This window comes from Amycolatopsis sp. NPDC102522 (genome assembly GCF_055584485.1).
This window is the reverse complement of record NZ_JBVJLY010000001.1, coordinates 1,241,813-1,267,019: the sequence shown is the minus strand read 5'-3', so window position 1 is coordinate 1,267,019 and position 25,207 is coordinate 1,241,813. Positions and strand designations below refer to the sequence as shown.

The window sequence follows — 25,207 nt, the reverse complement described above, 5'->3', positions numbered from 1 at the left end:
CGCGCCCAGTCCGGACACGGACGCACGCTCTTCTTCGGCGGGTTGGCTTGGCTGTCCCCGCAACGACAGTCCCAACCCTAACCCAGTACGGACGGGGCGCCACGATCGCCGTCGCGCGCGTCGCCGACCGGTGTCCGGGGCGCGCTCAATGCGCCGTCAATGCCTTACGCCCGGCACGGCGTTCCCGGAGGAACAGCTCACGGCGCTCGATCTCGCCGAGACCACCCCAGATGCCGTACGGCTCCTGGACCGCCAGCGCGTGCTTGCGGCACTGCGCCAGCACCGGGCAGGTGTGGCAGATCGCCTTGGCACGCGATTCGCGCCGCTCGCGGGCCGACCCGCGCTCGTTGTCCGTGTGGAAGAACAAGCTGCTGTCGGCGCCTCGGCACGACCCACGGAGCTGCCAATCCCACTCTTCCGCCACCACGTTGGGCAGCCGGCTCACGTCAGCCACGTCGGTCCCCGCCTTTCCAGGAGATCGTTTGTCACCGGTTACATGCCCGCCGCCTGCGCGAGTCAAACGTGGGTTTGGTTTGCTCACACTCCGGGCAATCGACGACTCGGCAGCGCAGCTCGAGAGAGGAACACACGTGGTGGACAACACCCCGCCCAGCGGGGAGGGCGCTCAACTCATCGAGGTACGCACGGCCGCGGTACCGCACGTGGTACCGACTCTCCGGACGATCGTCGCGGACATCGCGATGCGCCAGGACTTCGACCTGGACGCGGTCGAGGACCTCCGGATGGCGGTGGACGAGGCCTGCTCCATGCTGCTCCCCTCGGCTTCCGACGGCCATCTGAACTGCGTTTTCTCGTGGAAGGACGGACGGATCGAGGTGACCGTCTCGGTGCTTTCGGACTCTCCGGACCACGACGACGAGACCGGTCTGTCCTGGCAGCTGCTCACCGCGCTCGCGACGTCCGCGCGGCGGAGCGTCACCCCGGCCGACGGCGGCTACCTGTCCAGGGTGGAGCTCATCCGGGAGAGCGAGGCGGCCCGGCCGTGACCGAACCCGTCGAGCAAGACGGCGCGGACGTTCCGGCCCTGTTCGAGCGCATGTGCGCGCTGCCCCAGGACGCCCCAGAACGCGAACGGCTGAGGGACGAACTGGTGCGCGCGCATCTGGAGCTCGCGCGCAACCTGGCGCGCAAGTTCCGTAACCGGGACGAGTCGATGGAGGATCTGGTCCAGATCGCGACGATCGGGCTGATCCACGCCGTCGACCGTTTCGATCCGGGCCAGGGCAGTGACTTCCTGGCTTTCGCGGTCCCGACCATCTCCGGTGAGCTGCGGCACCACTTCCGCGACAACAGCTGGTCGGTCCGGGTCCCCCGGCGGCTCAAGGAGCTGAACGCGAACATCTCGGCCGTGCGCGAGGAGCTGACCGTCCGGCTCTCCCGCGCGCCGAAGCCCAGTGAGATCGCCGTCCACCTCGGCATCCCGATCGACGAGGTCTACGAAGGCCTCCGCGCCGGCCAGGGCCGGTACGGGGCTTCGCTCGACAACCTCCTGGAGAACTCGGCGCACACCCGCTTCGGCGAGGCGGACGCCAACCTGAGCCAGGCGGAGCTCCGCGAGGCGCTGCGGCCGATGCTGGAACGGCTGCCCGATCGCGAGCGCAAGATCGTCGCGCTGCGGTTCGGGTCCGGGATGAGCCAGTCGGACATCGCGCGCCGTGTCGGCGTTTCCCAGATGCAGGTGTCGCGTTTGCTGGCCTCCACCCTCAAGAAACTGCGTGAAGGACTGACCGAGACAGAACTCACGGACGGACCCTGATTCGACCTTGACCCTTGTGGGTATCTGGGAGGCGAACAGCGGATCTGGGAGTCTCTCGTGAGGGGAGGTGCGGAACCATGACGATGTCCAAGACGCGATCGGAGGGCTCGTTGCCGGTGGTCTCCCTGCCCCTGCCGGTCGCTGTGACGGCCCCCGCGGTCGCGCGGCAAGCGGTGCGGGCGACCCTGGCGAGTCTCGGCCTGGACGGCCCGGAGGTCGACGACGTCCTGCTCGCGACCTCCGAACTGGTCACGAACGCTTTCGAACACGGCGAGAAGCCGGACAGGCTCGACGTCGAGTACGCCGACGGCAGGCTCACACTGCGGGTCTACGACTCCGGCGCGGACTGGCCGAAGCTGAAGGAACCTTCGCCGATGGCGGCGCGCAGCCGCGGTCTGCAGCTGGTGCACGCCTTGTCCGAAGCCTGGGGCTACGAGCCGTGCGACGGCGGGAAGTACGTCTGGGCGGTCTTCACTCTTCACCGGGCCGACGCCCGAGCCTGAGCGCGGCGTCCGTTTCGGCGATGCGGTCCCGGAGCGACTTCCGCTCCAAGGCCTCGACGGCGGCGACCAGCACCTCTCTGAGCGGGTACGGCAGTTCGGCTTCCAGCTGTTCGGCCGCTGCGCTGGTCGCCGCCCACTCGGCTTCGAGCGTCGGCATCAGCCGGAGCGTCTTCTCGGTGAGCGAAACGATCCTCTGCCGGGCGTCGGTGACCCCGGGCCTGAGCGAGACGAGATCCTGACGCGCCATCTGCGCGATCGTCTGACTGGCCGCGGAATGGGTCACGCCGACTTCGGTGGCCAAATCCCGGATGGGCAGCGGCCCGTGCGTGACGATCGCGCGCACGAACGGGGTGAACCGCGGGCGGTAGTCCCCCAGCCCGATGTCTTCGAAGAACGCGGAGACGTCCGCCTCGGTCATTTCGAGGACATGCCGGAGCAAGGTGCCCATCCCTCGTTCGCGCGGCGGCCTCCCCACGGGCGGATCATAACGACATAATCTCCGGATGACGCCCGAAGAGCTGCTGACGACCACCCGAACCGTCCGCAAACGACTGGACCTGACCCGTCCGGTCCCCCTCGAACTGGTGAAACACGCCCTGCAGGTCGCGCTGCAGGCGCCGAGCGGGTCGAACACGCAGCACTGGCACTGGCTCGTGATCACCGATCAGGGGCAGCGGGCCGAACTCGGCAAGCTCTACCAGCGGGCGTGCCGCGAGTACCTGGATTCCCCGCGGGCGGCGGGGAAACTGTTCGCGGACGACCCGGCGCGCTCGAAGGTGCAGCGGCGCGTCGGCACCAGCGTCGAGTACCTGGCCGACAGGATGGGCGAGGTCCCCGTGCTCGTCATCCCGTGCCTGGAGACGTCGGGAGCCGAGCTGCCCGCCGGCAACCAGGCCGGGCTGTGGGGGAACCTGCTGCCCGCGGTGTGGAGCTACATGCTCGCGGCGCGGGCCGTCACGCTCGGCACGGCGTGGACGACGCTGCACCTCGCGTACGAGAAGGAGGCCGCGGAGATCCTCGGTCTGCCGGAGAACGTGCACCAGGCCGCGCTCATCCCGACGGCGTTCTACACCGGCGACACCTTCAAGCCCGCCGCGCGTCAGCCGCTCGAAGACGTCATGCGCCTGGATCGCTGGTGAGGGCCGGGTGGCGGAGCTGAGGGCTTCGCCCAGAAGGTGACCCTACGCGTGAACCCGCCCCGGCCGAAGGCCCCGCTATCGCGGTGGCAGGGCGCCTTCTCCACCTGCGCGACCTGAAAGATCAGGTCGCGCCCTGCCGACGTCGATCGCGGACGCGGGTTCACCTGGAGACACTGAGGTAGGACTCCAGCCGGTCTGCCAAAAGCTTGGGGTGGCTCAGCGGCACGGAATGCGAACCGGCGATCTCGTCGGGAGCGATTCCGAGCCTGTCCTGGACGACCCGGCGTTGGAACTCAGGCGCGAAGAACTGGTCTTCGCGCGCGATGAGCACCTTCGTCGGGACGTCCGGCCACTTCTCCAGCGGCCAAGGCTGTCCCCATTCGGCGCTGACCTGGTTCCGGGCGTGCGAGCCCGCCTCCGCGACGATGTCCGCGGGGACGCCGTTGTAGAACTGCTCTTCCTCGCTGAGGCTCTCGTCGGACTTGAAACCCGTGTTGCCCCACCAGTCCCCCGGTGACTCGCCCGGTTTCGGGATCATCGCGGTCAGCAGCACGAGCAGCCGCGCCGAGAGCTTCCCCGCGACGATCGGCGCGGTGAAGCCACCGTAGGAATGGCCCAGTATCACCAGGTCCCCGCGGTCGCCGATCGCGTTCACGACGGCGTCGACGTGCTCCGGGAAGCCCGCCTTCTCGTCTTCGATCGGCAGGTTCACGGCCACGACGTCATGGCCGCGGTGAGTCAGTTCCGCCTCCAGGAGGTGGAAGTCCCAGGCGCTGCCGCCACCGCCGTGGATCAGTACGAAGGTCGCCATCGCCCCAGCTAAGCCGAAGCCGGGGAGATCAGCAACGACCGAGCATGTCTCCGAGCGCGGTCTTCTCCGCGGTGGTGATCGTGAGGCCGTAGTAGTGCTTCACGGTGATCCAGTCGGTGGCGTAGGTGCACCAGAACGAGACGAGCGGCGGCTTCCACTGGTCCGGCGCCTTGTCGCTCTTCTCCTGGTTGACGTTGTCGGTGACGGCGAACAGCTGCGGGCGGGTCAGGTCGTTCGCGAACTGGCGCCGCTTCTCGTCCGTCCACGACCTCGCGCCGGAGACCCAGCTCTGCGCGAGCGGGACCATGTGGTCGATGTCGACGTCGGTCGGCTTGGTCCAGGTCTCGCCGTCGTAGATGCTCGTCCAGCTGCCCGACGTCGGGGCGCAGTCGGAACCGGCCTTGACGTCCTTGCCGTCGCGCTTGAGCACGAACTCGCGCGTGTTGCAGTTGTTCCCCTGGTTGTCCCAGTGCGGGTACTTCTTGCGGTCGTAGCCGTCCATCGGACCGCGCGGCGCGACCGTGAGCTCGTCCAGCTGCTTACGCGAGTCCGCGGCGCCGGCCGTGTTCTCGGGCTTGGGTTGCAGCGCGTCGCCCTTGCCGCTGACGAACCAGAACACCGCGAGAACGACGGCGGCGAGGGTGATCAGCAGGAGCAGACGCTGGGTCGTGGTCATCTGCCGGGTACGCGTGGCCACCGCGCGATTCCTCTCGACGGGGATGGGGAGTGCTTCAGTATCGCCGCGCCCGTGTGACGAAACCGGGAGCGACACGGCGATGACAGCAGGTAGTTGTTGTCACATCGGCGCTCTGATCAGCGACTACCCCAGGGACGCTGCCGGAAGGAGCGGGCTTGTGGGCGCCGAAAAACGTAAATGGAACACCAGGGTCGACGACTATCTGAACCGGAAGGCCGCGGAGCGCGGACACGTGATCGCCATGGCACGTATGGGATCCACCGCGCTGGAGCGGGGTGACCTCGACGAGGCCGAGGCGTGGTTCCGGAAGGCCGCCGAGGGCGGGGACAGGGTCGCGATGGGCAACCTGGCGCACCTCCTGCGCGAACGCGGCGTACCCGAACAGGCCGAACGCTGGTACCGCGAGGCGGCGATGGCCGGTGATTCGCATGCCATGGCGCATCTGGGAAATCTCTGCGCGCGACGGGGTGATCCGGACGCCGCCGAGGACTGGTGGCGGCGGGCGGCCGAAGAGGGCCGGGTCGAGGCGATGGCGGAACTCGGCCGGGCGCTGCACCGGCGCGGCGAGCTCCAGGAGGCCGAGCGCTGGGCGGGCGAGGCCGCGGAGGCGGGCGACGTCGACGGGATGATCACGCTCGGCGCGCTGCTGTGCGACACCGGGCGGGGGGCCGAAGCGGAACCGTGGTGGCGCAAGGCGGGCGAAGAGGCCGACGCGACGTCGCTGGTCAAACTCGGTCTCAAGGCCGAGCGCCGGGACGACCTCGCGCGCGCCGAAAGCTGCTTCCACGCGGCCGCGGCCGCCGGTGCCCCCGAAGCCGCCGTCCGCCTCGGTCTGGTGCTGCACCGGCGCGGCGAGCTTGAGGAGGCCGAACGCTGGTACCTCAAGGCCGCGAAACGGGGCGACGCCGCGGCGATGACGAATCTCGGCGTGCTCGCCAACGACCGGAACGACCCCGGCGAGGCCACCGCCTGGTACCGGCGGGCCGCGGAACTCGGCAGCGTCCCCGCGTACACCAACCTCGGCAGGCTCGCCGCCGACCACGGGAACTTCCAAGAGGCAGAGCACTGGTTCCGGGCGGCCGCCGACACCGGCGATCAAGCGGGGCAACGGGATCTGGAGGAGCTGTACCGCAATTCGGGCGTCCGGCACCGGCGAGGTTACTAGGCCTTCCAGTTCCTCATCACCGCGAATCCCTCGCGCAGCCGCTGGAGTTTGCGGCTGCGGTACGGGTCCTCGCCGTCGTCGAGCCGCCACCGCTCCTCGACACCGGCGCGGAACACCGCGAGCCCCTCGAAGCCGAGCCCGGCGGTGAAGTCCGCGATGCTCACGTCCACGCGGCCAGATCCGTCGAGATCCAGGCGCAGCAACCACTCCGCGAGCTCCTTGGGCTCCGGCGGCGAGTCCGCGCAGGCCTCCGCGTACAACGCGAGCGCCGCGCGGACCTCCGCGCCGAGCGCGCCGAACGAGTCCTCGGCGAAGTCCAGTGCCTCGGTGACGAGTTCGACGATGCGGCACAGCAACGGCGCGTCCATGACTTCCTTGGCGGTGGCGAGCACTTCGCGGACCTTCCCCGTGTACGCGAGCGTGCCCTGGAACCCGACGAAACCGCGCAACCGCAACGTTCCCTCGACATGCCGCCGCAACGCGTCGAGGTCCTCGCGGCCCGCCTTGAGGGAGAGCTTGCGGAACAGGACCGGGTCCTCGTTCGCGTGCCCGACGAGCAGCTCGACCAGCTCGGCGCGCTCCAGGGTCTCGACGTACCCGCGGATGTCGGCCGCGCCGCCGTCCGCGACGCCCTCGAGGACCAGCAGCCCGACGGCCACGCAGTGCTTGCAGAAGAAGCCGTCCGCCGCGTGCGGGCAGGAGCACTCGCCGACGAGCTCGCCGCCGACGTTGCGCAAGCGGACCGTGTACCGGTCGGTGCCGCTGACCACCGCCGCGACCCCGCCCGCGACGTCGTCCAGCGCCTCGACCGACTCCAGGTACTTGGCCCCGCGCGCGAAGGAGACGTCACCGGCCTGCCTGCGGAGTTCGTCCTCGCTGAACCACGTCACCGCCCTATTGAACCCCTTGGGCCGGAGGACCGAGGAACAACCCGCCGCTCGCGTCGAGGACCTGCCCCGTCACCCAGCGGGCGTCGTCGGAGGCGAGGAACGCGACGACGTCCGCTATGTCGTCTTGGTCCCCCAGCCTCCGCTGAGCCGTGAGGCTTGTGATTGCGTTTGTCAATTCGGGCGTGAAGATCTCGGTGTTGTCCGCGGTCCTGGTGGCGCCCGGCGCGACGACGTTGACCGTGATCCCGCGGGGTCCGAGCTGGTGGGCGAGGGTGCGGCTCATCGTCTCGAGCGCGCCCTTCGTCATCGCGAAGGACGTCTGCGCCGGGTTGGCCATCCTGGTGGCGACCGAGGAGACGTTGATGATGCGGCCGCCGTCGTTGATCGGTGCGCGTTGGATGAGGAAGTACGGCGCCCTGACATTGACCGCGAAGAGGTGGTCGAAGCTCTCGGGCGTGTCCGTCTCGATGGGCCCTTGTGGTGCGGCTGCGGCGTTGTTGACCAGGATGTCGAGGCTGTCGATACCTTCGAGGGCTCTGTCGACGCCCTCCATCTGTGCCAGATCCGCTTGACTGCTTGATCGCTTGATCGTCCGGATGCCGTCTCGTTCGAGCCTTCGCGCGATCGCCGCCCCGATTCCTCTGGACGCCCCGGTAACCAAAGCTGTCTTCATCGCTCACCCCAGATGTTAGCCACTAACACTTTGATAGTGTCTACCACGTGAGCCTTCGAGACCGCCAGCGCGCCGAAACCCGGCTTCTCGTCCAGACGCATGCGATCCGCCTCTTCACCGACGTCGGCTACGACGCGACCACCGTCGCCGACGTCGCCGCGGCCGTCGGCGTCTCGGCGATGACGGTGTACCGGCACTTCCCGACGAAGGAGGACCTGGTCCTCTACGACGAATACGACCCTGTGACTGCCTCTGCCGTCACTGCTCAGCCTGCTTCTTTGCCTCTGGCTGCGCGGATCGGGCGCGCTTTGGAGTCGACCGCCGCTCTCGGTTCGGCGCAGGAGAAGGCGTTCCTGTTGGCGCGGCTACGGCTGATGATCTCGGTGCCGGCGCTGCGGGCGCGTCACCTGGACAGTCAGTACGCGACTGCCGATGCGATCGTTGCCGCTCTCGGCGGTTCCGCTTTGGGGCCGGACGAGGAGTTTCGGGTGCGGGCTACGGCTATGGCCTGCCTGGGGGCGGCACATGTGGCGCTGTTCCGGTGGGCGGAGACGGACGGGAAGGGAGACCTGCCGGGGTTGATCCGACAGGCTCTGACCAGCGTCTTCGGGGACGTTGGTCATGATCGCTCTAGTGATTAGCCCGTCACCGCGACGCGAGACCTCGTCGATCGATCTCTGGTCGCTCGGTCGACCGGCTTCGCCGACTTGGATGCAAAGCCGGCTTCGGACCCCCTGTCGCCGGATGGGTCATGTCGGTCCAAGGCCGGTGGAGCCCGGCGCGCTAGGCACCCCCGGTGTCGAACTGCTCGCCGGCCTAGCGTTGGCCTTCAGGTGGACTCGGACGGCCGCCCTGATCTTGTCGGCGCCATCGGGGTGGTTTCGCATCATCTCCGCCCACGGGACGCCTTTGTGCAGCTCGTGCCACCGGGGTCGGGCCCCGCTCGTCTGACGGGGGGTTCCCTGCGGGTTTACGCCGAACCCGTCGATCGCCACGTTCCAGACCGGCTGAAGATCGTTGATCATCAGTCGTTCCGCCATGGGGGTGAAGAGGTCGTCCGCGGGCAGGTACCGGATATGGAAGTCCGCGACTTCCAGGTCGGCCGCCTCTGCGAGTTTGCGTCGGTGCGTTCCGATCCGGCGCCAGAGGGGGAAGCCTTCCCATGCGGGTTCGACGCCGACCCCTCGCCGGCCGCCCGCCGGATCGGCCTTACCGACGTAGATGGGGATTTCGCACCGGTCCGACGATATCGCGCGGTAGAGCTCGTGGGCGCCCGCGTAGTAGAGGGCGTAGATCCCGCATCCTTTGAATGGCTTCACGTCGCCCAGGCGTACAGCGGGCGTGGCCACGAGTGCCCAAAGCACGCTTCGGCCGAGGTTCTCGCGGCGGAGGGGGTCGTAGATGCGGTCACGGCGGCCTTCCACCGCTGCGGCCCGCGCGTCCGTTTCGTCGGGCGCCCCTGTGCCCGCGCCCGCGTCGGCGGCCGCGTCGTCCCCCGGGTTCAATCGTTTGACCGGCATAGCCGCGACAGCCTACAAGGTCATCGATCCGAGAGTGGCAAGACTGGCGCGTCGACCGCGAAGATCATCTATTCCGCGGTATGCTTTACCAGTGCCAGATGAGCGGAAAGAACCTACGCAAGACCGAACGTCGGTTGAGTTGTTCGCGGGCGGCGGCGGCCTCGTGCAGGCCGTCAAGAACGCCGGCTTTCGACCGCTTCTCCTCAACGAGCTACCCGGTCACGCATGCAACACCTTGGAGGCCAACGGGGCGAAGGAGCGGGGCGAGGAGGTGGCGCCGCGGCCGGGGGCCCCTTGGCCGCTGGTCAAGAGGGACGTCGGGGAGCTGCCGATGCGGTATCTGCATGGCCAGGTGGACGTCCTGGCGGGCGGCCCTCCTTGCCAGCCGTTCAGCTTGGGCGGGGTGGCGAGAGGGGACGAGGACGGCAGGAACATGTTCCCCCAGATGTTCAGGGCGGTGAGGGAGATACAGCCCAAGGTCGTCCTCTGCGAGAACGTCCGCGGTCTCCTGCGGCCGTCGTTCCGGCCGTACTTCGAGTACATCCTGCGCGAGCTGGCGTTGCCCTTCGTCGAGCGTCGGCCTGGTTCCTCCTGGAAGGACCACGACGCCGTGTTGCGCGAAGCGGCGGACGGTGTCCCCTCCGACGGGACGAAGCGGTACGAGGTCGTGATGACGCCTGTCAACGCGGCCGACTACGGTGTCCCTCAGATCAGACATCGAGTCATCCTCGTGGCGTTCCGCTCAGATCTCGGGGTGGATATCGAATCGTTCAAGCGATCGATCGCGCCGAGGTTCTCCGAGGCGGCCCTGCTTAGGTCTATCGCGTCAGGCGAGTACTGGGAACGCCACAGTGGAGTCCCCGGCCACGTCCGCGATCTTGTTGATTCACGACTGCCTGCCACGTTGCCTATGGATGATGGCTTGTCTCCTTGGCGTACGTTACGTGACGCCCTGAACGGTATCGAAGACGAGAACGGCGTGGTCGCCCCGCCGCTCCCGAAGATTCCCTGGAACAAGCTCGATCGAACCGAATACCATCTAGGCGGCTTCTCGGATCATATTGGATGGCCGGATGCGCGAATTTATGACGGCCACACACCAAATTTACTGGATAGGCCGGCTAAAACCGTGAAAGCTGGAGTACATGGCGTACCCGGCGGCGAATCCGTGATGCTTACTGATGAACGGGTAAAGGATTCCACCAGTCCCGGCGGGTACCGCTACAAGCACCGCTACATGACCGTCCGGGAGACGGCCAGGGTGATGACTTTTTCCGACAAGTGGATCCTGCAGGGGCCCCGCGGCGAGAAGATGCGACAGCTTGGGAACGCGGTACCGGTACTACTCGGCGAAACTTTCGCCAAAGCCATCGCGGCCGCACTAGACGGGGCGGAAGGTTCTTGTGCCGCGGGCGCCTGAGTCGAAACAAAGTAAATGGAGCGAGAAGCCGCCCCCTTCCAAAGCCTGGAAGGGGCGTCCTGGACGCAGTCGCAGAGCGGCTACCGCTGAACAGGATCGGGCGGCAGGAGGTCACGAGTACCGTTCTGTCGCCCTGACCGATGGCCGAACCGCGCATGCATCCGTAGAATTGAAACTACTACCCAACACGCGACGGATTCGAGCTTACCTACGATGGTCGGATCGCAACCGTTCCGTGTCGCGGTATATTGGCGAGGTCGGACAGGACAGCAGAGCCGAGAACCTCGCAGAGGCCTGGACCAAGGCGAGACAAAAAGGCCTTCCGCTCAAGCCCGCACCGTCATCCTCTTGGGCATCGTCTCCCGCCGTCAGATCTTCGATGCGGGGAAATCGAGGTAAAGACACCAAGCCCGAACTTCAACTTCGCTCACTACTCCACGAAATGGGATTTCGGTATCGCGTTTCAATGAAGCCGATCCCCAATCTTCGCAGGACTGCGGATATTCTTTTTCCCAAAATACGAGTGGCTATATTCGTTGACGGCTGCTACTGGCATGGCTGCCAGGAACACTATAGGCAATCCAGAACGAACACGGAGTTCTGGATTGCCAAGATCGAAGGCAATAGAAGGAGAGATTCCGAGACCAACAGCATCCTACTTGATTCAGGCTGGACGGTTATCCGGGTATGGGAACACGAAAACCCTCAAGCGGCCGCCGGACGGATAGCATTGATTCTACGGGAGAAGATGAACCTCAGGAAGGCGACAGCTCGGAGACCGGAGGGCTAGCAACCATTTACCCGCGACCACAGAGAAGGAGTCCTATTATTCCTCGGCGGCTTCTTCGAAGATCGACGGTGCTTCGGCGCCGAAGACATGCTCACCGGGCAGTTCCAAGACAACGCCAGCTTCCTTTCGCCAAGACGCTAGGGAACTCTTGTACGACGAGTCCTCCCGATACAAGATCACGTATCCCGGCAGGGCGGTCGCTTGCCATCCCTCCGGGAGGCCCGCCACCGCCGCTTCGATCAACTGTCTGGCGGTCTTAGCCTCGACTGGGACATCGATCCATTCCCCGATCAGGCGCTCCAGCTCCTTCGCATACCTTAGCAAATACGGGAGATTTGTCTTCAATGAGGAGATATATGACGCGAACGGCTGCCTTCCACGCCTAACGTTATCAACAATCTTGTCTAGGTCCACCGGAAAAAGTGCGTCGAAATGACCTTCTTTGACGATTGAATTATCCCGATTGCGCCCCGGATCCTTATTTCCGAAACCATTGGTGTTCCATGGAACCTCTTCGTTTTCTCGATATTTTTTGATCAAGAGCTTTTCGGGCGCTGCGGCTTCAAGGTCTTCGTCGACGTACAGACACAGGAAGCCCACGTCTGACGGGTCCACACGAACACGTCCGGACAACTTTCGCAGATGGTTACGCAGTCTCTCTTGGAGGTTCGTGCTCGACTTCCCGACGTAGACCAGGTCCGCCTCCAGGTATAGCTGGTAGACGCCTGGACGCTCGCTAATCGTCTTCAGGTTTTCCTCTGTCAAGGGGACAGGCTGAAGAGAATCGAGTGCTTCGGCAAGCTGGTCGGCAAGGGCACGCGTGATGCTCAACTTGAACTCCGCGCTGGCGATGGGAAAGGCCTGGTTCATCACGACACACATCCTATCGCTCTTCGACCCTTTTGACCGCTGAAAAAAGAGTTCCCGTGCCGCCTCCGATACAACGCTTGGGTTCCGGCCGCGTGCCCCGCTCCCTCCAGAACTTGGTCGAACAGATGGGCTGCCGCAGGCTCGACGTTGCCGAGAACCTGCTCGACATGCTCGAGGTGATGGCGTGGTCTGGCCACCTGCTGCGACAGGTCGGCCATCAGCGCGCACCGGCCGACGCGATCGTCGCGGCCCTCGGCTGTCCTTCGCCTGAGGAGGAGTTTCGGGTGCGGGCTACTGCCATGGCCTGCCTGGGAGCGTCGCATGTGGCGCTGATCCGGTGGGCTGGCGGATCAGCAGACCTTGACCAGCGTCTTCGGGAACCCGCCGGCCAACTCGAACAGGGCGTTGCGAGTATGAACCCGTGAAGCTGAAGGCATCGACGGGCGTTCGCGCCAGGATGAGCAAACAGCGCTCTCGCAACACTCGAATCGAGACGGAACTGCGCAAAGCCCTGTTCTCCCGAGGGTTGCGTTACCGCGTCCACCGCAGGCCCGTGAAGGGTGTACGCCGGGAAGCCGACATCGTGTTCGGGCCCGCAAAGGTCGCGGTCTTCGTGGACGGCTGCTTCTGGCATGGCTGTCCGGAGCACGCGACGTGGCCGAAGAACAACGCCGATTTTTGGCGTACGAAGATCGAAACCAATCGCCGACGTGACCTCGACACCGACACGCGCCTTGCCGAAGCGGGATGGCTTGCCGTTCGGGTATGGGAACACGAAGCAGTCGAAGCCGCGGCCGCCCGCGTGCACGAAATCGTGCTCGACAGGCGGCCGGGCTGAAACCTCAATTCATCAGGGAGATGTGCTGGAAGTATCCAGGCACCTCTCCGCCGGGCGCACCGGTGAGCAACGTGCGATCCAGGAAGCTGTTGTTCAGCTCGCAACTCGTTTCGGGCAGCAACACACATGCATGACAGGCCGCGAGATTGACACTGTCTGCGCCGCTGGCCCCGGACTCCATGCACAGGGGGTCGTTCGAACACCACGAAGCACGAGCGAGTGCGGACCGCAGCGTTTCGGTCAGACTCTTCGGGTCCCCCTGAGCGACAATGCCTCCGAGGCTGCCCGCGGAGTCACTGGTCGCAGTGTAAAGAAGGATTCCGGCCATCGACTCACTCGCGTACAGGCGCTCCCTCAGAGCGGACGCAGGGTAGCCGCCGTCGAGACTCCACTCGTTGATCAGGATGTGTGCCAACGTGTGGAGCAGCACGAAACGGGGAGACACAGGTGATTCGGGTGTCTTCGTCGTCGAGTCCGCTGATATTCGCTCGCGGAGACGCGCGAGATGATTCAACCGCATCTGCTCGACTTGCCTGACCACCTCGGGCTTGATCTCCCACTTCCGCAACCGTTCCTCGTCGAACCTGAGGAACACCCCCTCTCCCTTGACCTCGATCGCAGGCAACCAGTTGATGTCCTGGGACTGGTGCAGTGCGGCAAGTCGCTGATCGGGTTCGCTTTCCAAAGGAGCAACACCACGAGTGAATCCTTGCAACGCACGAACTTCACGCAAGCGCTTCACCAACATGCTTTCGGCGATGCCCAGTTCATGCACCGGGGCAAGATCGCCTTCCGCTCGCTCGCAGATGAAATCCTGCCACTCGGCGGAATGTCGCTCCGGATTTCCGTGGCGCAGACGTTCGTATTCCTGCTTTCGCAGGTCGACGTAAAGGTCCTCCGATCCGACTTCCATCCCGCTCGACGCTTTTTTGTCAGCTATTTCACGAGCGACGGCCACCACCTCGTCGAGGTTCGTTTTCGCCTGCTTGAGGTACTCGGGCCACTTCTCGAAGTACCTTCGGATTTCACTTTCCGAATCTCCGATCAACCTTTCCCGCTCGAGCAGTCTGTGGACACCCTCGCCCCACGGCGGGATCGACAATGCGCTTCGCATCACCGGATGCCATGCCGACGAGGAACCTCGCTGCATGGTCCGAGGGTGGCGGGCACACGGCTGCGGCTTGGCCCCGCCGAGCCACGGACGACGCCCCTCGCAGCGAATTCCCAGGTCTTTCAGCGCTTTGACGCGGAACGCGCCCTCCATCGAAACACTCGGAACGCCACACGAGCAGCTCACGACAACAGATCGGAGAGACGCGGCGCTGCCTTCCGTCTTCAGCGCCAGTTTCCCACCGCAGAAGCCGCTCTGCAACGCGTTGCCCCGATGCACCCACTTCCAGTAGGGGAAATCATCGATATGTCCGTCATCGCACGCGAGAATGAATCGCGAGGGAACCAGGTCTTCCTCGCAGTCGGGACAGCGAGCGCGTCCCGGCAGGCAATTGAAATCCTTGTAGGGCCTGAGGGCACTGCAATCCGAGCACGAGTAGAACTCGGGGAATCGCCGTACCCGGACACCGTCGACCCCGTACTCGGGGTCAGGTGCGGGCGGCAAGCGAAAGAACGCGACACCGGGGAGCACGCTCGCGAGCCTGCCTTCCTCGATCTTCGGTGCGTCGTCGATATTCCAGGAGTCGATCCCGGAGACGATGAACGACTCGTTGTCGACCGCGATCATCGCTCCGATTCCGTAAGTGGTGACGAGCTGAGAACGCCGCACCGCACCGAGTTTGCGCGCCCGCGGGTGCGCTGGACCACCGGAGCCACGGCCTCTGGAGGATGGAGGAGGAGTCATCGTTCGTCCCTACCGTTTCTCGAGAAAGAGTGTCGACTCGGCATCGACGTCACGAAGACTCCAGAGCGTGTCCCAGCTCCTGTCGTCTTCGCCACTGTCAAAGCTCTTCAGCAGTGAGGGCTGCCGGGTTCCCCGCTTGGCCTCGTACACCAGGCCCGGCTCGGCCTCTGCTTTCTCACGCCACCAGGTGATGAACTCGTCGAAGCACTCTTCCGTCGCCCTCGACTCCTTGCGATCGACCGACTCGACTCGTTGGAGTATCGCGGGTCGCACCTTCGAGTTGATCTCGGACAGGAACGACTCGATGTCGGCAGCCGCTTCGTTGGGAGCCGCCTTCGTGATCGTCAGCCGGGTGAGTGCGACGACAACCGCGTGGAAGCCACGGTCGCGGGCCCGGGCCGAGAAGGGTGTCACGCTCGTCGACTCCACCTCGCGATAGAGAGCCGAATGGAAGCCCGGGAAGTTCTCGTAATGGGATCGGTCTCTCGAACGCGCCGAGTTGAGCATGACGGCGATAAGGCCAGGGTGCAGGCGACCGACCCGACTCGTCGCCTGGATGTACTCGGCCGTCGTCTGTGGTTGCCCCATGACAGCCATGAGCCCGAGCCGGTCGATGTCGACCCCGACGGAGATCATGTTCGTCGCCAGCAGGAAGTCCAGGACCGACTTCGCCGGCCACGCACGCTTCAGCAGTTTCAGATAGTGGGGGACGGCACTCGAATCCGCGCGACTGCTCAGTTCGATGTGAGCCTCCATGGTTCGCGCCTTGTTCGAACCGTCCCGCTTGGCCAGCAGCTCCAGCCGGTCCTGCACATCGTCGAGTACCTGCAGTTCGGCCGCCGAAAGGAGTCGCAGACTGTTGAAGTATCCGACGAGCGTCCAATAGGCATCACGCACCGCGGGATCGGCCGTGGTGCGCCACACGGCGTGGAACAGTGCCGCGTAGGTCCTGACGAGCAACGTCGCCTGGCTCGTGGCCGGCGTGAGCAATCCGATGTAGCGACGTGACGACTTGTCCGCCCGCGGAGTCTCCACCGCGAACCACGAGTCCCGTGCGTCGAGACCCGCGGGCGGGAACTGGGCCAACTTCCGGTCGAACAACGCTCCCACCTGCCCGGACGCGCGTCTGATCGTAGCGGTCGAAGCGACGACCTTGGGCCGGTCGGCCAAGACGTCCACAGCCGTCTCGTAGAGACCGGTGAGAGTGCCGAGAGGCCCTGAAATGAGGTGAAGCTCGTCTTGGACGATCAGCTCCGGCTTCCGCATCTCGGTACCGAGGTCCCGGTTGAACAGGGCAGCCGTTTCCGGCCTCCACGGCATCGAGGCGAACTTGTCCACGGTGGCGATGACGAGTGTCGGATGAGCGTCGTACACGGCCTCGTCCACGAGATGCACAGGCAAGCCCGCCTCGCTGTTGAACTCGCAATCGCCGTGCGGACAACGGACGATCATGCGAACCGATCGCGAACGGACCTGGTAATCGTTGGCGCTCAAGGGTTCTCCACACCACGGACAGGAGTGGAGCTGAACCGGGTTTTCCTTCTGCAGCGGCTTGTCCGGCTTTGCCCGTAGCTCGTCCAGCCTGGCCTGGGCCCTGTCGAGCTTGTTCGGAGTCGCCGACTTCCCCACCCACATTCCGATCGACACGGGAGTGGTGCCGAGGTCGCCCTCGTTCCGTTCGGCACGAACCCGCTCCATGGCGCAGATCAACGCCGCTGCTCGCTCGAACTGTTGGAGTGTCAGCAAGCGAAGGGTGTAGCGCATCAACACGGTCACGCCTTCACCGTGCTCGCCGTCGCGGAGGCGACGGAGGAAGACGGTGAACGCCACAAGACCGAGATATGCCTCGGTCTTGCCACCACCGGTCGGGAACCACAACAAGTCGGCGATCTCCCGGTCCTCGTGGTCCGGATCGACAATGCCTTCCAGGCAGAGCAACATGAACGCGATCTGGAACGGGCGCCACCGGCCCGCCTTGGGGTCCGGCGAACCCGCTCGCCCCTTTTCGATCCAGTCCGCCCGGCCGCGTTGGCGGCTCATCGCCTGATTGGCCAGACGAAACGCCTCGAAAGCCAGCGGCTGTTCGGGGTCCTCCAGCAACGCGACTCCGCGCCGCATGCGTTCCAGTGCTCGCGAGCAGAACTCGATCTGCCCTCGTGCGACGTTGTCGTATTCCGTCCCCTCCAGCTCGAGCATCTCCTGTCGACGGTCCTCGATCCAGTTCGAGTACCCGTCAAGCAGGCTGCCGAGAGCCTCACCTACTTCTTCGACACTTCCGTGTCCGAGCCGGTGCATCCCGAGTGCTTCGGCGTCGATATCCGGGTTCGAGTCGGTCAGCAACACCTCATGGCTGGGCATGAACTCCGTCCGGACGGACGAAACCGCGGCACGCGCGGGCATGGGAGTCCGGAACGGCGGAGCCGTCCAATCCCAGGCGACCGAGCAGCCGTGCCCGGTCGCGAAATTGGGCGCGTGCCGATGCAACAACCGACTCAACGCATGGTCGTCGTCGACCGCTTCGAGGGAAGCCTTTCGCTCGACGAACGGTCGCGTTCCCCCCGTGCTGAACACCTCCAGCTCCGGCTGGAAGAAACAATCCGCGTCCTGCAGGGCGTAGACACCCACACGCCGCGTATTGACCAGGGTCACGGTCACGGACACCACGCCGTTGACGTCGGCAGGCCGGACCAGTGTGCGCAACTCCAGTCCATTGCCGAGCTTTTTTTCGGGCATTCCGGGCTTCGTGACGTCGATCTCCACCGGGCCGAACTCGGCAGGGAAACGACGCCAGCGTTCCCGCTGCTCCTTGGTGCTGCGAGCCTCGCCGCGATGCGGCTCGACAACCCTGCCGTCTTCGTCCTCGGGTATATACGTCGCGACTCGGACCTTCGCGTACACGACAGTCGCGACGTCGGCATCGACTCCGAACGTCATGCCCATCGACGATGGTTTCCGCTGGTTGGCCAGCGCGATCCCGAGGTCGGTTTCGCCCTGTTCCGGGTCATCCCCCCGGACGATGTCCGGCGGCGTGTCCACCCCGTCCTCTTCGGCAGGCTGGTCCGACTCTTCGATTTGCGGGAACAGGACTCCGATGGGGTACGCCGTGACGGGGGCATCGGAAGCCAGGACCTCTTCCGCACCTCCCTGCGGACCGAGCAGGTCTGCTCGCAGGGCGGCACGAAGTTCGGTGCGCAGCGAATAGTGCGCCGCGTGGCGGTAGGCGGTCACGAGTGGTCATGCCCTTCCGGGAGTCGCTCGGCGTGGGTCCAGTCGAATCGGCCGAGGCCGCACAAACGAGGAGCGAGCCATACGCCGCGGTCACCGAGGCCGTGGCGTTCGGTGAGGGCGACGAGACCGACGACCGTCTCGACGCAATCGATCTGCAGGCCGGTGATCCGACACGGCCAGCGCTCCACGCGAAAGCCGGCCGATTGCTTGAGCAGACGCCACAGGTCATGTCGGAAGCTTCTCGAAATCTCACCGATGGGCATGCCCTCGTGGAAGATCCCGTACGGCGGCGTTTCGGTGGCCGACGGTGGCAGGTCGTGAAGCCTTTCGAGACTCACCAGGCTCCCCGGTCGAACGGAATCGAGCAAGTACTTCTGTGCAGCCACCGGATCCGTTCCCGGCCCCTGTACGCCTGCGGGGATCTCGTGGCACACGTCGGTCTCGAAGCTCTCGATACCCGCACGGACCCACCTGTCGCGGCCGGCCACGAACCAACGCGCGATCGGCTTGTAAAGCTGATCCCCTTTGCGCAATGCCCAGGTGTTGGGGTCTTCGACGCGAAACAGATCGTCGCGAGGACGTGTCATGGCGACGTACAGGAGCCGCGCATCGGCCGCCGGGTCGGTCTCGTCGTTCGTGCGCTGCGCTTTGGCGGAGAAGCCTGTGATCAGTACGCGGTCGAACTCCAGTCCTTTGGCTCGATGAACCGTGGACACCACGATCGACCGGGACGGCAACGCCGTCAGTTCGTCCGGCAGTCTGCCGTCGGCTGTCGCCCTGCGCAAGGCTTCCGGGTCGAGTCGGTTACGAGCAGCTCCCGCGACTGTCCTCAACGTACGCCACGTTTCGGCGACGTCGAGATTTCCGGGCACCCTGAGCTCGGGCAACAGCTCTTCGAACCGTTCCTGATTCACCGTCGCCATGCCTGTGGCGTCGATCAACCCCGCCACCCAGACAGGCGCGGCGCCCGACCTGGGTGACCTCTGGATGTGGTGCGGTATCCCGAGCTTCACCAGCTGTTCGGCCATCAGGAGGACCTGGGCGTTGTCACGGCACAGAATCGCCGTCGTCCCGTCGAAGTACCGCAAGGAATCCTGTGCGAAGGGTGTATCGAACCTTCCGAAGAGCGGAAGGGCGGCGAGGCAAGATCGGAGCTGCGGGAGACGGGCTACCGCCTCGTGATCGTTCCACAAGTGCGCTCCGTGCGGCAGCGCCACCCGCGCCTCGACGGTACGGGCACGGAAGTTGTCGTCGAGCACCACTTCGTGGACTTCATCCCCGAAGGAACCACGCACCCAGCTGAAGAAGTAGCCCGTCTCGTCCGCCCGCTCTCGCGGGTCTGCCACCTGAAAGCCGTAGATCGACTGGGCTGTGTCACCGACGACGGTGAAACCGATGTCCGTGAAATGATCGAGAAAGCTTTCGACCATGTCGCGCCGCAGCCCGACAAGATCCTGCACCTCGTCGATGATGACGTGAGCGGGCTTACCGCGCTCGGTCTTCTCGACGGCACCGTCCAGGATCTCCTGTCTGGCCAGCTCGATCCGCTCGTCGAACGTCGCCCTTGCCAGCTGTTCGGGCGGGTAGCCCACTTCGGACAGAAGCGACGACGCCCAGCTGTCGAAAGTCTGGATACGCACCCGTCTGCCGGTGACCGCGTTCCGCCCTGTCCGGCCGCGGAGGACCCGAGCGGCAGCACGGGAAAACGTCCAGATCAGGATCTCCGAAGCCCCGACTCCCTCGGCCTTCATCAGGTGTTCGACCCGGTGGACCAGCGTGGTGGTCTTGCCCGCCCCCGCCTGCGCCGGGACCAGCAATTTGGCGTCCCGTGCGCTGGTGATCACACGTCGCTGGGCAGGCGTGAGTGTGAATCCGACCTCCCCCTGCTCCATCACTGATGTCCCTTCTGCCAGAGATACTCGAACTTCGTGAACGCGAGGTCCTGGTGGAAGTTCGTGATGTTGTCACGCACATCGAGGATGAGGCAGCTGTCCTTGCCGCCGTTGCGGGTACCACGCAACCCTCGCCCGATCATCTGCTGATAGTCGTTGGGGCTGTACACGGGCCGGGCGATGACGACGGCACGGGTCGCCGGCGCGTCGAATCCTTGGGACAGAACGCCGTAGTTGGTGAGAACCCGGATCCGCCCCTTCCGGAACGACTCGATTCGCTGACGCCGCTCCGGCGTCGGCGTGGCGGAGTCGATCGCAGCGGATCGGACACCTCGGTCGCCGAGCTTGGCTGCCAGGAACTTGGCATGGCCGACCGAGGTCGCGAACACGAGGACCGGCCAGTCCTCCGGCAGAGCCGTGATCTCCTCCAGGAGAAGCTTGTTGCGGGCGTCGTCTTCGGCGAGGCGTTGCTCCGCACTTCGGGGAAGAAATCCCTTGATACCGCCCAACTCGCCCGGGTCCAGCAGGATGTTCGCGCCGGACAGCTCGCGGTGCTCGACCCGAGCGAGCACACCGCGATCCTGCAGACTGAGAATCGGCTCGCCGGAGAAGATCCCGTCGTCCAGCCGCATGTTGCCGAACCTCTGCACCAAACGCCTCGTCAACTCCGCGTCGTTGCGGTACGGCGTCGCAGTCAAGCCCACGAGGTGCCGCGCGGTCTCACGATGGGTGAGACCGAGGTGCTCGAAGAGAGACGTGTACTCGCGGGAAATCGCCACATGAGCTTCATCGACGAAAACGATCGAAGCGTTGCGCAGCCAGGCGTATTCGTCCGTGCCCAAACAGTTCCGCAGCTTCGCGTCCGTCGCGACGACAAGGTGCGGCCGCCCGGTCACGGGCGTCGCGGAGTTCGTCGTCCACAGGCGATCGATGACCAGCGACCGTTCCGGACCGACCCTCTCCCAGACGTGCTTCCAGGACTGAACAGCCTGCTCACAGAGTTCGTTGGTCTGCGCGACCCACAGGATCGGCCCCTCCGGGACACCGTCCTCCCGGACCCATCGGATCGCTCCCTCGGCCGCGACACGGGTCTTCCCCGCCGCCGTCGGCAAACTCAGCATTCCACGCTTCGGCACCGCTGTCCGCAGCAAGTCGGTCAGTCGGGCCGCGAGTACCTCCTGGTAGTCGTGCAGCTCCGGGAACGCCGTCGGACCGTCGGCCTCCTCTCGCATGGGAGGAGCGGGGATCCGAACACCGGCGAAAGAGTCGGGAAGTCCGAGATCGGTCACGAACCGCAGCGCCGCAGGACCGCCGTCGAAATGCGTCGGAGCGGTCTCGAACCGTTCGGCGATGTCCCTCGCGTGCACCCGGAGCACACCGTCGTCGTGCGCGTTGTACGCCATCTGAGCCAGCCTGTGGCCGTCCGGCTCTCGCCCCGTTTCCGACTCTTCACTCGCGACCAGCCCAGTCGGCAGCCCTTCGCGCAGGTTGTCCTCTCCCACCAGGAGAACGATCTTCTCGACCAGACTGTCGCTTTCCCGGATCGTCGCCAGGCGTGCTTGGACAGCACTGTTCTTTTGCTGATCGCGGTGTGCCTCGAGGACTCTCTGGCACCCGGCGACGCCGAGGTCCCAACCGAATTCCTTGTCTGCCAAGACGAGAACGTCCTCGGAAGACGTGTCTTCCGGAACGAGCACCGTGTTGTCCTGCCGGGCACTCCTCAGCGCGGCGGTCCGCGTGCCTTGAGGGGTCCTGGTCATCTCCTCGAGCTCACTGCACCACTGCAGCCGCAGTCCCTGGACCGCCATCGCACCCAGACGCTGCCGAAGCGGCGGGTATTCGTCGCTCATCAAGGTGGCAGGCCTGCTGTAGACCGCGCGCAGGCGCTTCTCGACGACATCGGCCACCCGGCGCATGCCGAGCTCACGGACCATGAACTCGACCTGGTCGAGTTGCTCCGGGAAGTCCACCAGCACAGCGGGATGGCACTCCTGGACAAGCTCGGCGTACTCGACTTCGGTCGTGGCCACCGCGATGTCACCACGCGGCCGCAGCTCCCACGCCTGGCCGACTTGGCAGCGCATGGTCTCTTCTCCCTCGACGAGATCGGAGGCGTACCGCGAGAGCAGGGCATACGCGTGACCGACGAACCTGTCGTCAGTGCTCGCCCGCACCCGTCCGAGGAACTGGGACCACCGCCACGGCTCCAGGTCGTCGACGGACACGACCATCCCCAACCGTCGAGCCTGGTCCGGGCTGATCTCCGCGACGGGGAGCGCCGACGCGAACTCGCTCAGCTGGGGACCGACCGCTTCGCTCACGGCGACCAGTCCCGTCGAGGTCTCGACCATCCCGTGGGTTCGCAGCAGCCAGTTGACCGGCGACAGCACACGCACCCTGGTGCTCACCTTGGTGCCGATCTGCCTCGTCCAGTATTCGACCAAGCCCTCGTCGGGCATCGCGGACAGGAACGCGGCCTTGCCTTCGTCGGACAGCCTGTGGAACAGGTGCAGTGGTCCGGCGATCGGCGGGCCGGTCAAACCGACCGTCTGAAGCTGCACCCTGCTCGCAGTCGCCTTCAGTTCCCGGCAGTACTCACCGTGTGCCCACTGGTGGTACTCCTCGAACCAGCCGTTTCGCGGCGGCCGATGGCCGGGGGTCGGCCGGTCCGTCATGCCGAGCTCCCGCAGGGCGGCCAAGTCGTCGGTGTGGAACCGGACGTCCACGGCCATGCGGGCGTCACGCGAGCCGTCCTCCGGCACGACCGGTCCCGGCAGGAGGCAGACCTCGATCGGACGGAACACCCCGGCCACGGTCATCACCCGGAGCCCGGCCGACTTGTCTTGGACCACGCTCACGAGGTCCACTCCGCCCGCGATGCGGAACAGCTCCCAGAACCGAGTCCACTGTTCTGCACCGTAGCCGGAGAACCCCTGGTCGAGGACGCTGCGAAAGCGTCCTTCGGCGTCAGCTTCACGGATGCCGAGTCGGTCGAGGTCACGCAGGATCTCCGGGTCACCGGAGATCCTGTGATCCACGTACACCAGGTCATCCGAGAGACCGTCTTCACCGTTGATGCGGAAGACGCGGCCGGCTGTCGGTGCGACGAACCCACCGCCTTCGGTCAGCACGATCTTGGCCGTCCGCGCCGCGGCCGCGACCTTGGAGTCTTCGGCGGCGAGTTCGTCGAAGTGCGCCACGATCCGGATGGCGGCGGCGGAAGCCTCCGGCGTTCCGTCCTCGACAAGAGCCTCCAGCCAGGCGACGACACTCTCCGGCTCCGCACCAGCCGCCGCGAGGACGTGATTCACCTTTCCCCGGCGCAATCCGCTGATGTCCGCCGACCTGTGCAGCCAGTTCGTCGGCCTGCCGGGATAGTCGGCCCACAGCATCAGCACCGCTTGGCTCAACTCCGGATGAACGCGCAGATCGGCGGGTTTGCGCAGGACCCCGTCCTGATCGGGAAGTGAAGGCCGGACCGCGGCAAGTGCCCAGACCTTCTCGGTCAGGTGCTCACACGCCCAGTTCGGCGACTCCTTGGCACGTCCCGGCAGCAGCGGCAAGTACGCAGCAGGGTCTTCCGCGACCACCAGATCCGGCAGTGAGGAGAGCACGAGGTCGGCGGCGCCATCGAGCAGCTCGAGGTTGAGGTCGCTGCCGGACAGGAGGTGCTGTCGATCTTCGTTGGTCTTCCACGCGGCATTGACGACGCCGCTGAGTGTCGTCGCGTACTCGGTCGGGAAGGAGGCCCAGAACTCTCCCCTCTCGTGCGGCACCTGACACACGGTCTGTCCGCGGTCGTTCGTCGTGACCGAGTACTCCGGAACAGCCCAGGACATGTCGATCACGACCCGGTCGTGCAGTTCGCCCGCGCCGAGTCGCGTGCGCTCGCTGACCTGATGGGACCGGGCGAACACGCGGTACTGCTCCGAGCGTGATTTCCGGCCACCACGAGCCTCGTGGATCACGTGCCGTACACCGTCGTGCTCGACGGTGATTTCACGACGGACGACCGGCAACTCCCGACGATCCTCGAGCACCATCCGGTGGACGTGGTGCGAGAACACCTGGAACGGGCGAGGGAACTCGACGATGTCCTTGCCGAGCAGATCATCGACGCCGGGCACCAGCGGCAACCGGACGACGGTCGCCGCCTCGGAACTCATCAGCTCGTCGAGGACGGGGTCGAGTGAGCGTTCATGCTCCTCGTCCAGAGGCCAGGCCAGCCTCAGCACCGGGGTGTCGCCCACCGTTTCGAGCAGTTGCTCGCCGTTCGCCGCCCGCTCGTCGTTGACGACCTTGAGGATCTCCTGGGCGGAGCGCTCCGCATCGAACCCGAACGATCCGGACCGGCTGAAGAACTGCGGCGTACTGGTCACGGTCAGCACCGACTTCACGCCGACGCCGAAGCGGCCGATCTGACCGCCGCTCTTCTGCGACACCCCCATGCGCAGGATGGTGTCCGCTCCCTGCTCGGAAATGGGCGCACCGTCGTTCGCGCAGTACATGTGGGTTCCGGTGAGAACGACCTGGATCGTGCCGTCCCGATGTTCGGGCGCCCGCATCTCGTCCGCGCCGTTCTGCACCAGCTCGTACACCTGGCGTTCCCCGTAGCCGCCTTGGTGGATACGACGTTCGGCGTTGGCGTCCTCCTTGATGCGATCGGGGTCGAGCGCATAGGTCCTCAGTGCCAGACCGTCGAGTCTGGCGATCGTGGCGAGCACGGGGCCCGCACGGTCGATCGTCACTGCGTCTTCACTCCTTCGATGGACAGGTTCACGGCCACTGTCCTTCTTGTTCCTGAGCAGATCGGGATTCGAGCGAATGCGCGGCGTACTGTCACCCGACTAGCGCGGAAGACGCGCAAATCGGGTACGACGAACAACGGCCCCGACCGCAGGCCGCGCTTGACTCGCATGTGGATGACTCTGCTGCGGCCCGGATCCCTCCCGAAGTGAAGTCGGCACTCCGAAGGGAGTGCCGGAGCGATGAGAAGACGAGAAGCGGTACAGTCGGACTACATCAGCCGACCGAGGTGATGTCAACCATAAATTGACAGCGCGCAAGTGTCAAATTCGCCTGTTAGACTGCGTGAGACCTCCTGTCGAGAGGTCGCTCGCAGGCACCAGGGAAGGCGAT

22 protein-coding genes are annotated in these 25,207 nt (G+C 65.5%); 10 read left to right on the top strand and 12 right to left on the bottom strand.

Annotated features, from left to right (window positions below; translation table 11 throughout):
• Positions 1–145: 145 nt before the first annotated feature.
• Entirely contained in the window at positions 146–454 is a 309-nt protein-coding gene (locus tag ACZ6YV_RS05775) for a WhiB family transcriptional regulator (protein ID WP_016330769.1), read from the bottom strand.
• 136 nt (positions 455–590) lie between these two features.
• Here ACZ6YV_RS05775 and ACZ6YV_RS05770 point away from each other — a divergent pair, with 136 nt between their 5' ends.
• From ACZ6YV_RS05770 to ACZ6YV_RS05760, 3 genes are all read left to right on the top strand, one after another.
• Positions 591–1,007 carry an anti-sigma factor gene (locus ACZ6YV_RS05770; protein ID WP_378238239.1) on the top strand — a complete coding sequence of 139 codons (417 nt, stop codon included), beginning with the start codon at positions 591–593 and terminating at the stop codon, positions 1,005–1,007.
• A complete protein-coding gene (locus ACZ6YV_RS05765) occupies positions 1,004–1,777 on the top strand; it encodes a SigB/SigF/SigG family RNA polymerase sigma factor (protein ID WP_465508482.1) in 774 nt (257 codons plus the stop codon). Before ACZ6YV_RS05770 ends, ACZ6YV_RS05765 begins: the two co-directional genes overlap by 4 nt.
• 77 nt (positions 1,778–1,854) lie before the next feature.
• Positions 1,855–2,280 carry an ATP-binding protein gene (locus ACZ6YV_RS05760; RefSeq protein WP_465508481.1) on the top strand — a complete coding sequence of 142 codons (426 nt, stop codon included), beginning with the start codon at positions 1,855–1,857 and terminating at the stop codon, positions 2,278–2,280.
• Here ACZ6YV_RS05760 and ACZ6YV_RS05755 read toward each other — a convergent pair.
• A complete protein-coding gene (locus tag ACZ6YV_RS05755) occupies positions 2,249–2,728 on the bottom strand; it encodes a MarR family winged helix-turn-helix transcriptional regulator (protein ID WP_465508553.1) in 480 nt (159 codons plus the stop codon). The genes ACZ6YV_RS05760 and ACZ6YV_RS05755 overlap by 32 nt on opposite strands.
• Before the next feature lie 55 nt (positions 2,729–2,783).
• Here ACZ6YV_RS05755 and ACZ6YV_RS05750 point away from each other — a divergent pair, with 55 nt between their 5' ends.
• Positions 2,784–3,419: a nitroreductase family protein gene (locus tag ACZ6YV_RS05750; RefSeq protein ID WP_465508480.1), complete on the top strand. Its 636-nt coding sequence runs from the start codon at positions 2,784–2,786 to the stop codon at positions 3,417–3,419.
• A 160-nt stretch (positions 3,420–3,579) separates the two neighbouring features.
• Here ACZ6YV_RS05750 and ACZ6YV_RS05745 read toward each other — a convergent pair whose 3' ends face one another.
• Positions 3,580–4,230, bottom strand: a complete 651-nt coding sequence (locus tag ACZ6YV_RS05745; protein WP_465508479.1) for an alpha/beta fold hydrolase — start codon at positions 4,228–4,230, stop codon at positions 3,580–3,582.
• A 28-nt stretch (positions 4,231–4,258) separates the two neighbouring features.
• Complete coding sequence (locus ACZ6YV_RS05740) at positions 4,259–4,927, bottom strand: HNH endonuclease family protein (RefSeq protein ID WP_465508478.1); 669 nt, start codon at positions 4,925–4,927, stop codon at positions 4,259–4,261.
• Between the two features lie 157 nt (positions 4,928–5,084).
• On the opposite strand from ACZ6YV_RS05740, the gene ACZ6YV_RS05735 reads away from it, so the two are divergent.
• Positions 5,085–6,092 (top strand): SEL1-like repeat protein, encoded by a 1,008-nt coding sequence (locus ACZ6YV_RS05735; RefSeq protein WP_465508477.1) that lies wholly within the window; start codon positions 5,085–5,087, stop codon positions 6,090–6,092.
• Here the strand turns inward: ACZ6YV_RS05735 and ACZ6YV_RS05730 are convergent.
• Both ACZ6YV_RS05730 and ACZ6YV_RS05725 read right to left on the bottom strand, forming a co-directional pair.
• Complete coding sequence (locus ACZ6YV_RS05730) at positions 6,089–6,982, bottom strand: SWIM zinc finger family protein (RefSeq protein ID WP_465508476.1); 894 nt, start codon at positions 6,980–6,982, stop codon at positions 6,089–6,091. The genes ACZ6YV_RS05735 and ACZ6YV_RS05730 overlap by 4 nt on opposite strands.
• 4 nt (positions 6,983–6,986) lie before the next feature.
• Complete coding sequence (locus ACZ6YV_RS05725) at positions 6,987–7,655, bottom strand: SDR family oxidoreductase (protein WP_465508475.1); 669 nt, start codon at positions 7,653–7,655, stop codon at positions 6,987–6,989.
• A gap of 47 nt (positions 7,656–7,702) precedes the next feature.
• Here ACZ6YV_RS05725 and ACZ6YV_RS05720 point away from each other — a divergent pair, with 47 nt between their 5' ends.
• A complete protein-coding gene (locus tag ACZ6YV_RS05720) occupies positions 7,703–8,296 on the top strand; it encodes a TetR/AcrR family transcriptional regulator (protein ID WP_465508474.1) in 594 nt (197 codons plus the stop codon).
• A gap of 108 nt (positions 8,297–8,404) precedes the next feature.
• Here the strand turns inward: ACZ6YV_RS05720 and ACZ6YV_RS05715 are convergent, their stop codons facing one another.
• A complete protein-coding gene (locus tag ACZ6YV_RS05715; RefSeq protein WP_465508473.1) occupies positions 8,405–9,175 on the bottom strand; it encodes an Eco29kI family restriction endonuclease in 771 nt (256 codons plus the stop codon).
• 91 nt (positions 9,176–9,266) lie between these two features.
• On the opposite strand from ACZ6YV_RS05715, the gene ACZ6YV_RS05710 reads away from it, so the two are divergent.
• Together ACZ6YV_RS05710 and ACZ6YV_RS05705 are read left to right on the top strand one after the other, a co-directional pair.
• On the top strand, positions 9,267–10,595 hold the full coding sequence (locus ACZ6YV_RS05710; RefSeq protein ID WP_465508472.1) for a DNA cytosine methyltransferase: 1,329 nt from the start codon (positions 9,267–9,269) through the stop codon (positions 10,593–10,595).
• Positions 10,579–11,385 (top strand): very short patch repair endonuclease, encoded by an 807-nt coding sequence (locus ACZ6YV_RS05705; protein ID WP_465508471.1) that lies wholly within the window; start codon positions 10,579–10,581, stop codon positions 11,383–11,385. Before ACZ6YV_RS05710 ends, ACZ6YV_RS05705 begins: the two co-directional genes overlap by 17 nt.
• Before the next feature lie 36 nt (positions 11,386–11,421).
• Here the strand turns inward: ACZ6YV_RS05705 and ACZ6YV_RS05700 are convergent, their stop codons facing one another.
• Positions 11,422–12,255 carry a GIY-YIG nuclease family protein gene (locus ACZ6YV_RS05700; protein WP_465508552.1) on the bottom strand — a complete coding sequence of 278 codons (834 nt, stop codon included), beginning with the start codon at positions 12,253–12,255 and terminating at the stop codon, positions 11,422–11,424.
• A 113-nt stretch (positions 12,256–12,368) separates the two neighbouring features.
• Between ACZ6YV_RS05700 and ACZ6YV_RS05695 the strand changes: the two genes are divergently transcribed.
• Together ACZ6YV_RS05695 and ACZ6YV_RS05690 are read left to right on the top strand one after the other, a co-directional pair.
• Complete coding sequence (locus tag ACZ6YV_RS05695) at positions 12,369–12,680, top strand: hypothetical protein (RefSeq protein WP_465508470.1); 312 nt, start codon at positions 12,369–12,371, stop codon at positions 12,678–12,680.
• Positions 12,681–12,712: 32 nt separating this feature from the next.
• Positions 12,713–13,093 (top strand): very short patch repair endonuclease, encoded by a 381-nt coding sequence (locus ACZ6YV_RS05690; protein WP_465508551.1) that lies wholly within the window; start codon positions 12,713–12,715, stop codon positions 13,091–13,093.
• Positions 13,094–13,097: 4 nt separating this feature from the next.
• Here the strand turns inward: ACZ6YV_RS05690 and drmB are convergent, their stop codons facing one another.
• From drmB to ACZ6YV_RS05670, 4 genes are read right to left on the bottom strand one after another with little or no spacing between them, the layout of a single operon-like run.
• Positions 13,098–14,948 carry a DrmB family protein gene (drmB, locus tag ACZ6YV_RS05685; protein ID WP_465508469.1) on the bottom strand — a complete coding sequence of 617 codons (1,851 nt, stop codon included), beginning with the start codon at positions 14,946–14,948 and terminating at the stop codon, positions 13,098–13,100.
• A gap of 9 nt (positions 14,949–14,957) precedes the next feature.
• Positions 14,958–18,176, bottom strand: a complete 3,219-nt coding sequence (locus tag ACZ6YV_RS05680; RefSeq protein ID WP_465508468.1) for a helicase-related protein — start codon at positions 18,174–18,176, stop codon at positions 14,958–14,960.
• Positions 18,173–20,068, bottom strand: coding sequence for a UvrD-helicase domain-containing protein (locus ACZ6YV_RS05675; protein WP_465508467.1), 1,896 nt, complete (start codon positions 20,066–20,068; stop codon positions 18,173–18,175). Before ACZ6YV_RS05675 ends, ACZ6YV_RS05680 begins: the two co-directional genes overlap by 4 nt.
• Positions 20,068–24,816 (bottom strand): DEAD/DEAH box helicase, encoded by a 4,749-nt coding sequence (locus ACZ6YV_RS05670; RefSeq protein WP_465508466.1) that lies wholly within the window; start codon positions 24,814–24,816, stop codon positions 20,068–20,070. Before ACZ6YV_RS05670 ends, ACZ6YV_RS05675 begins: the two co-directional genes overlap by 1 nt.
• Positions 24,817–25,207 lie beyond the last annotated feature (391 nt).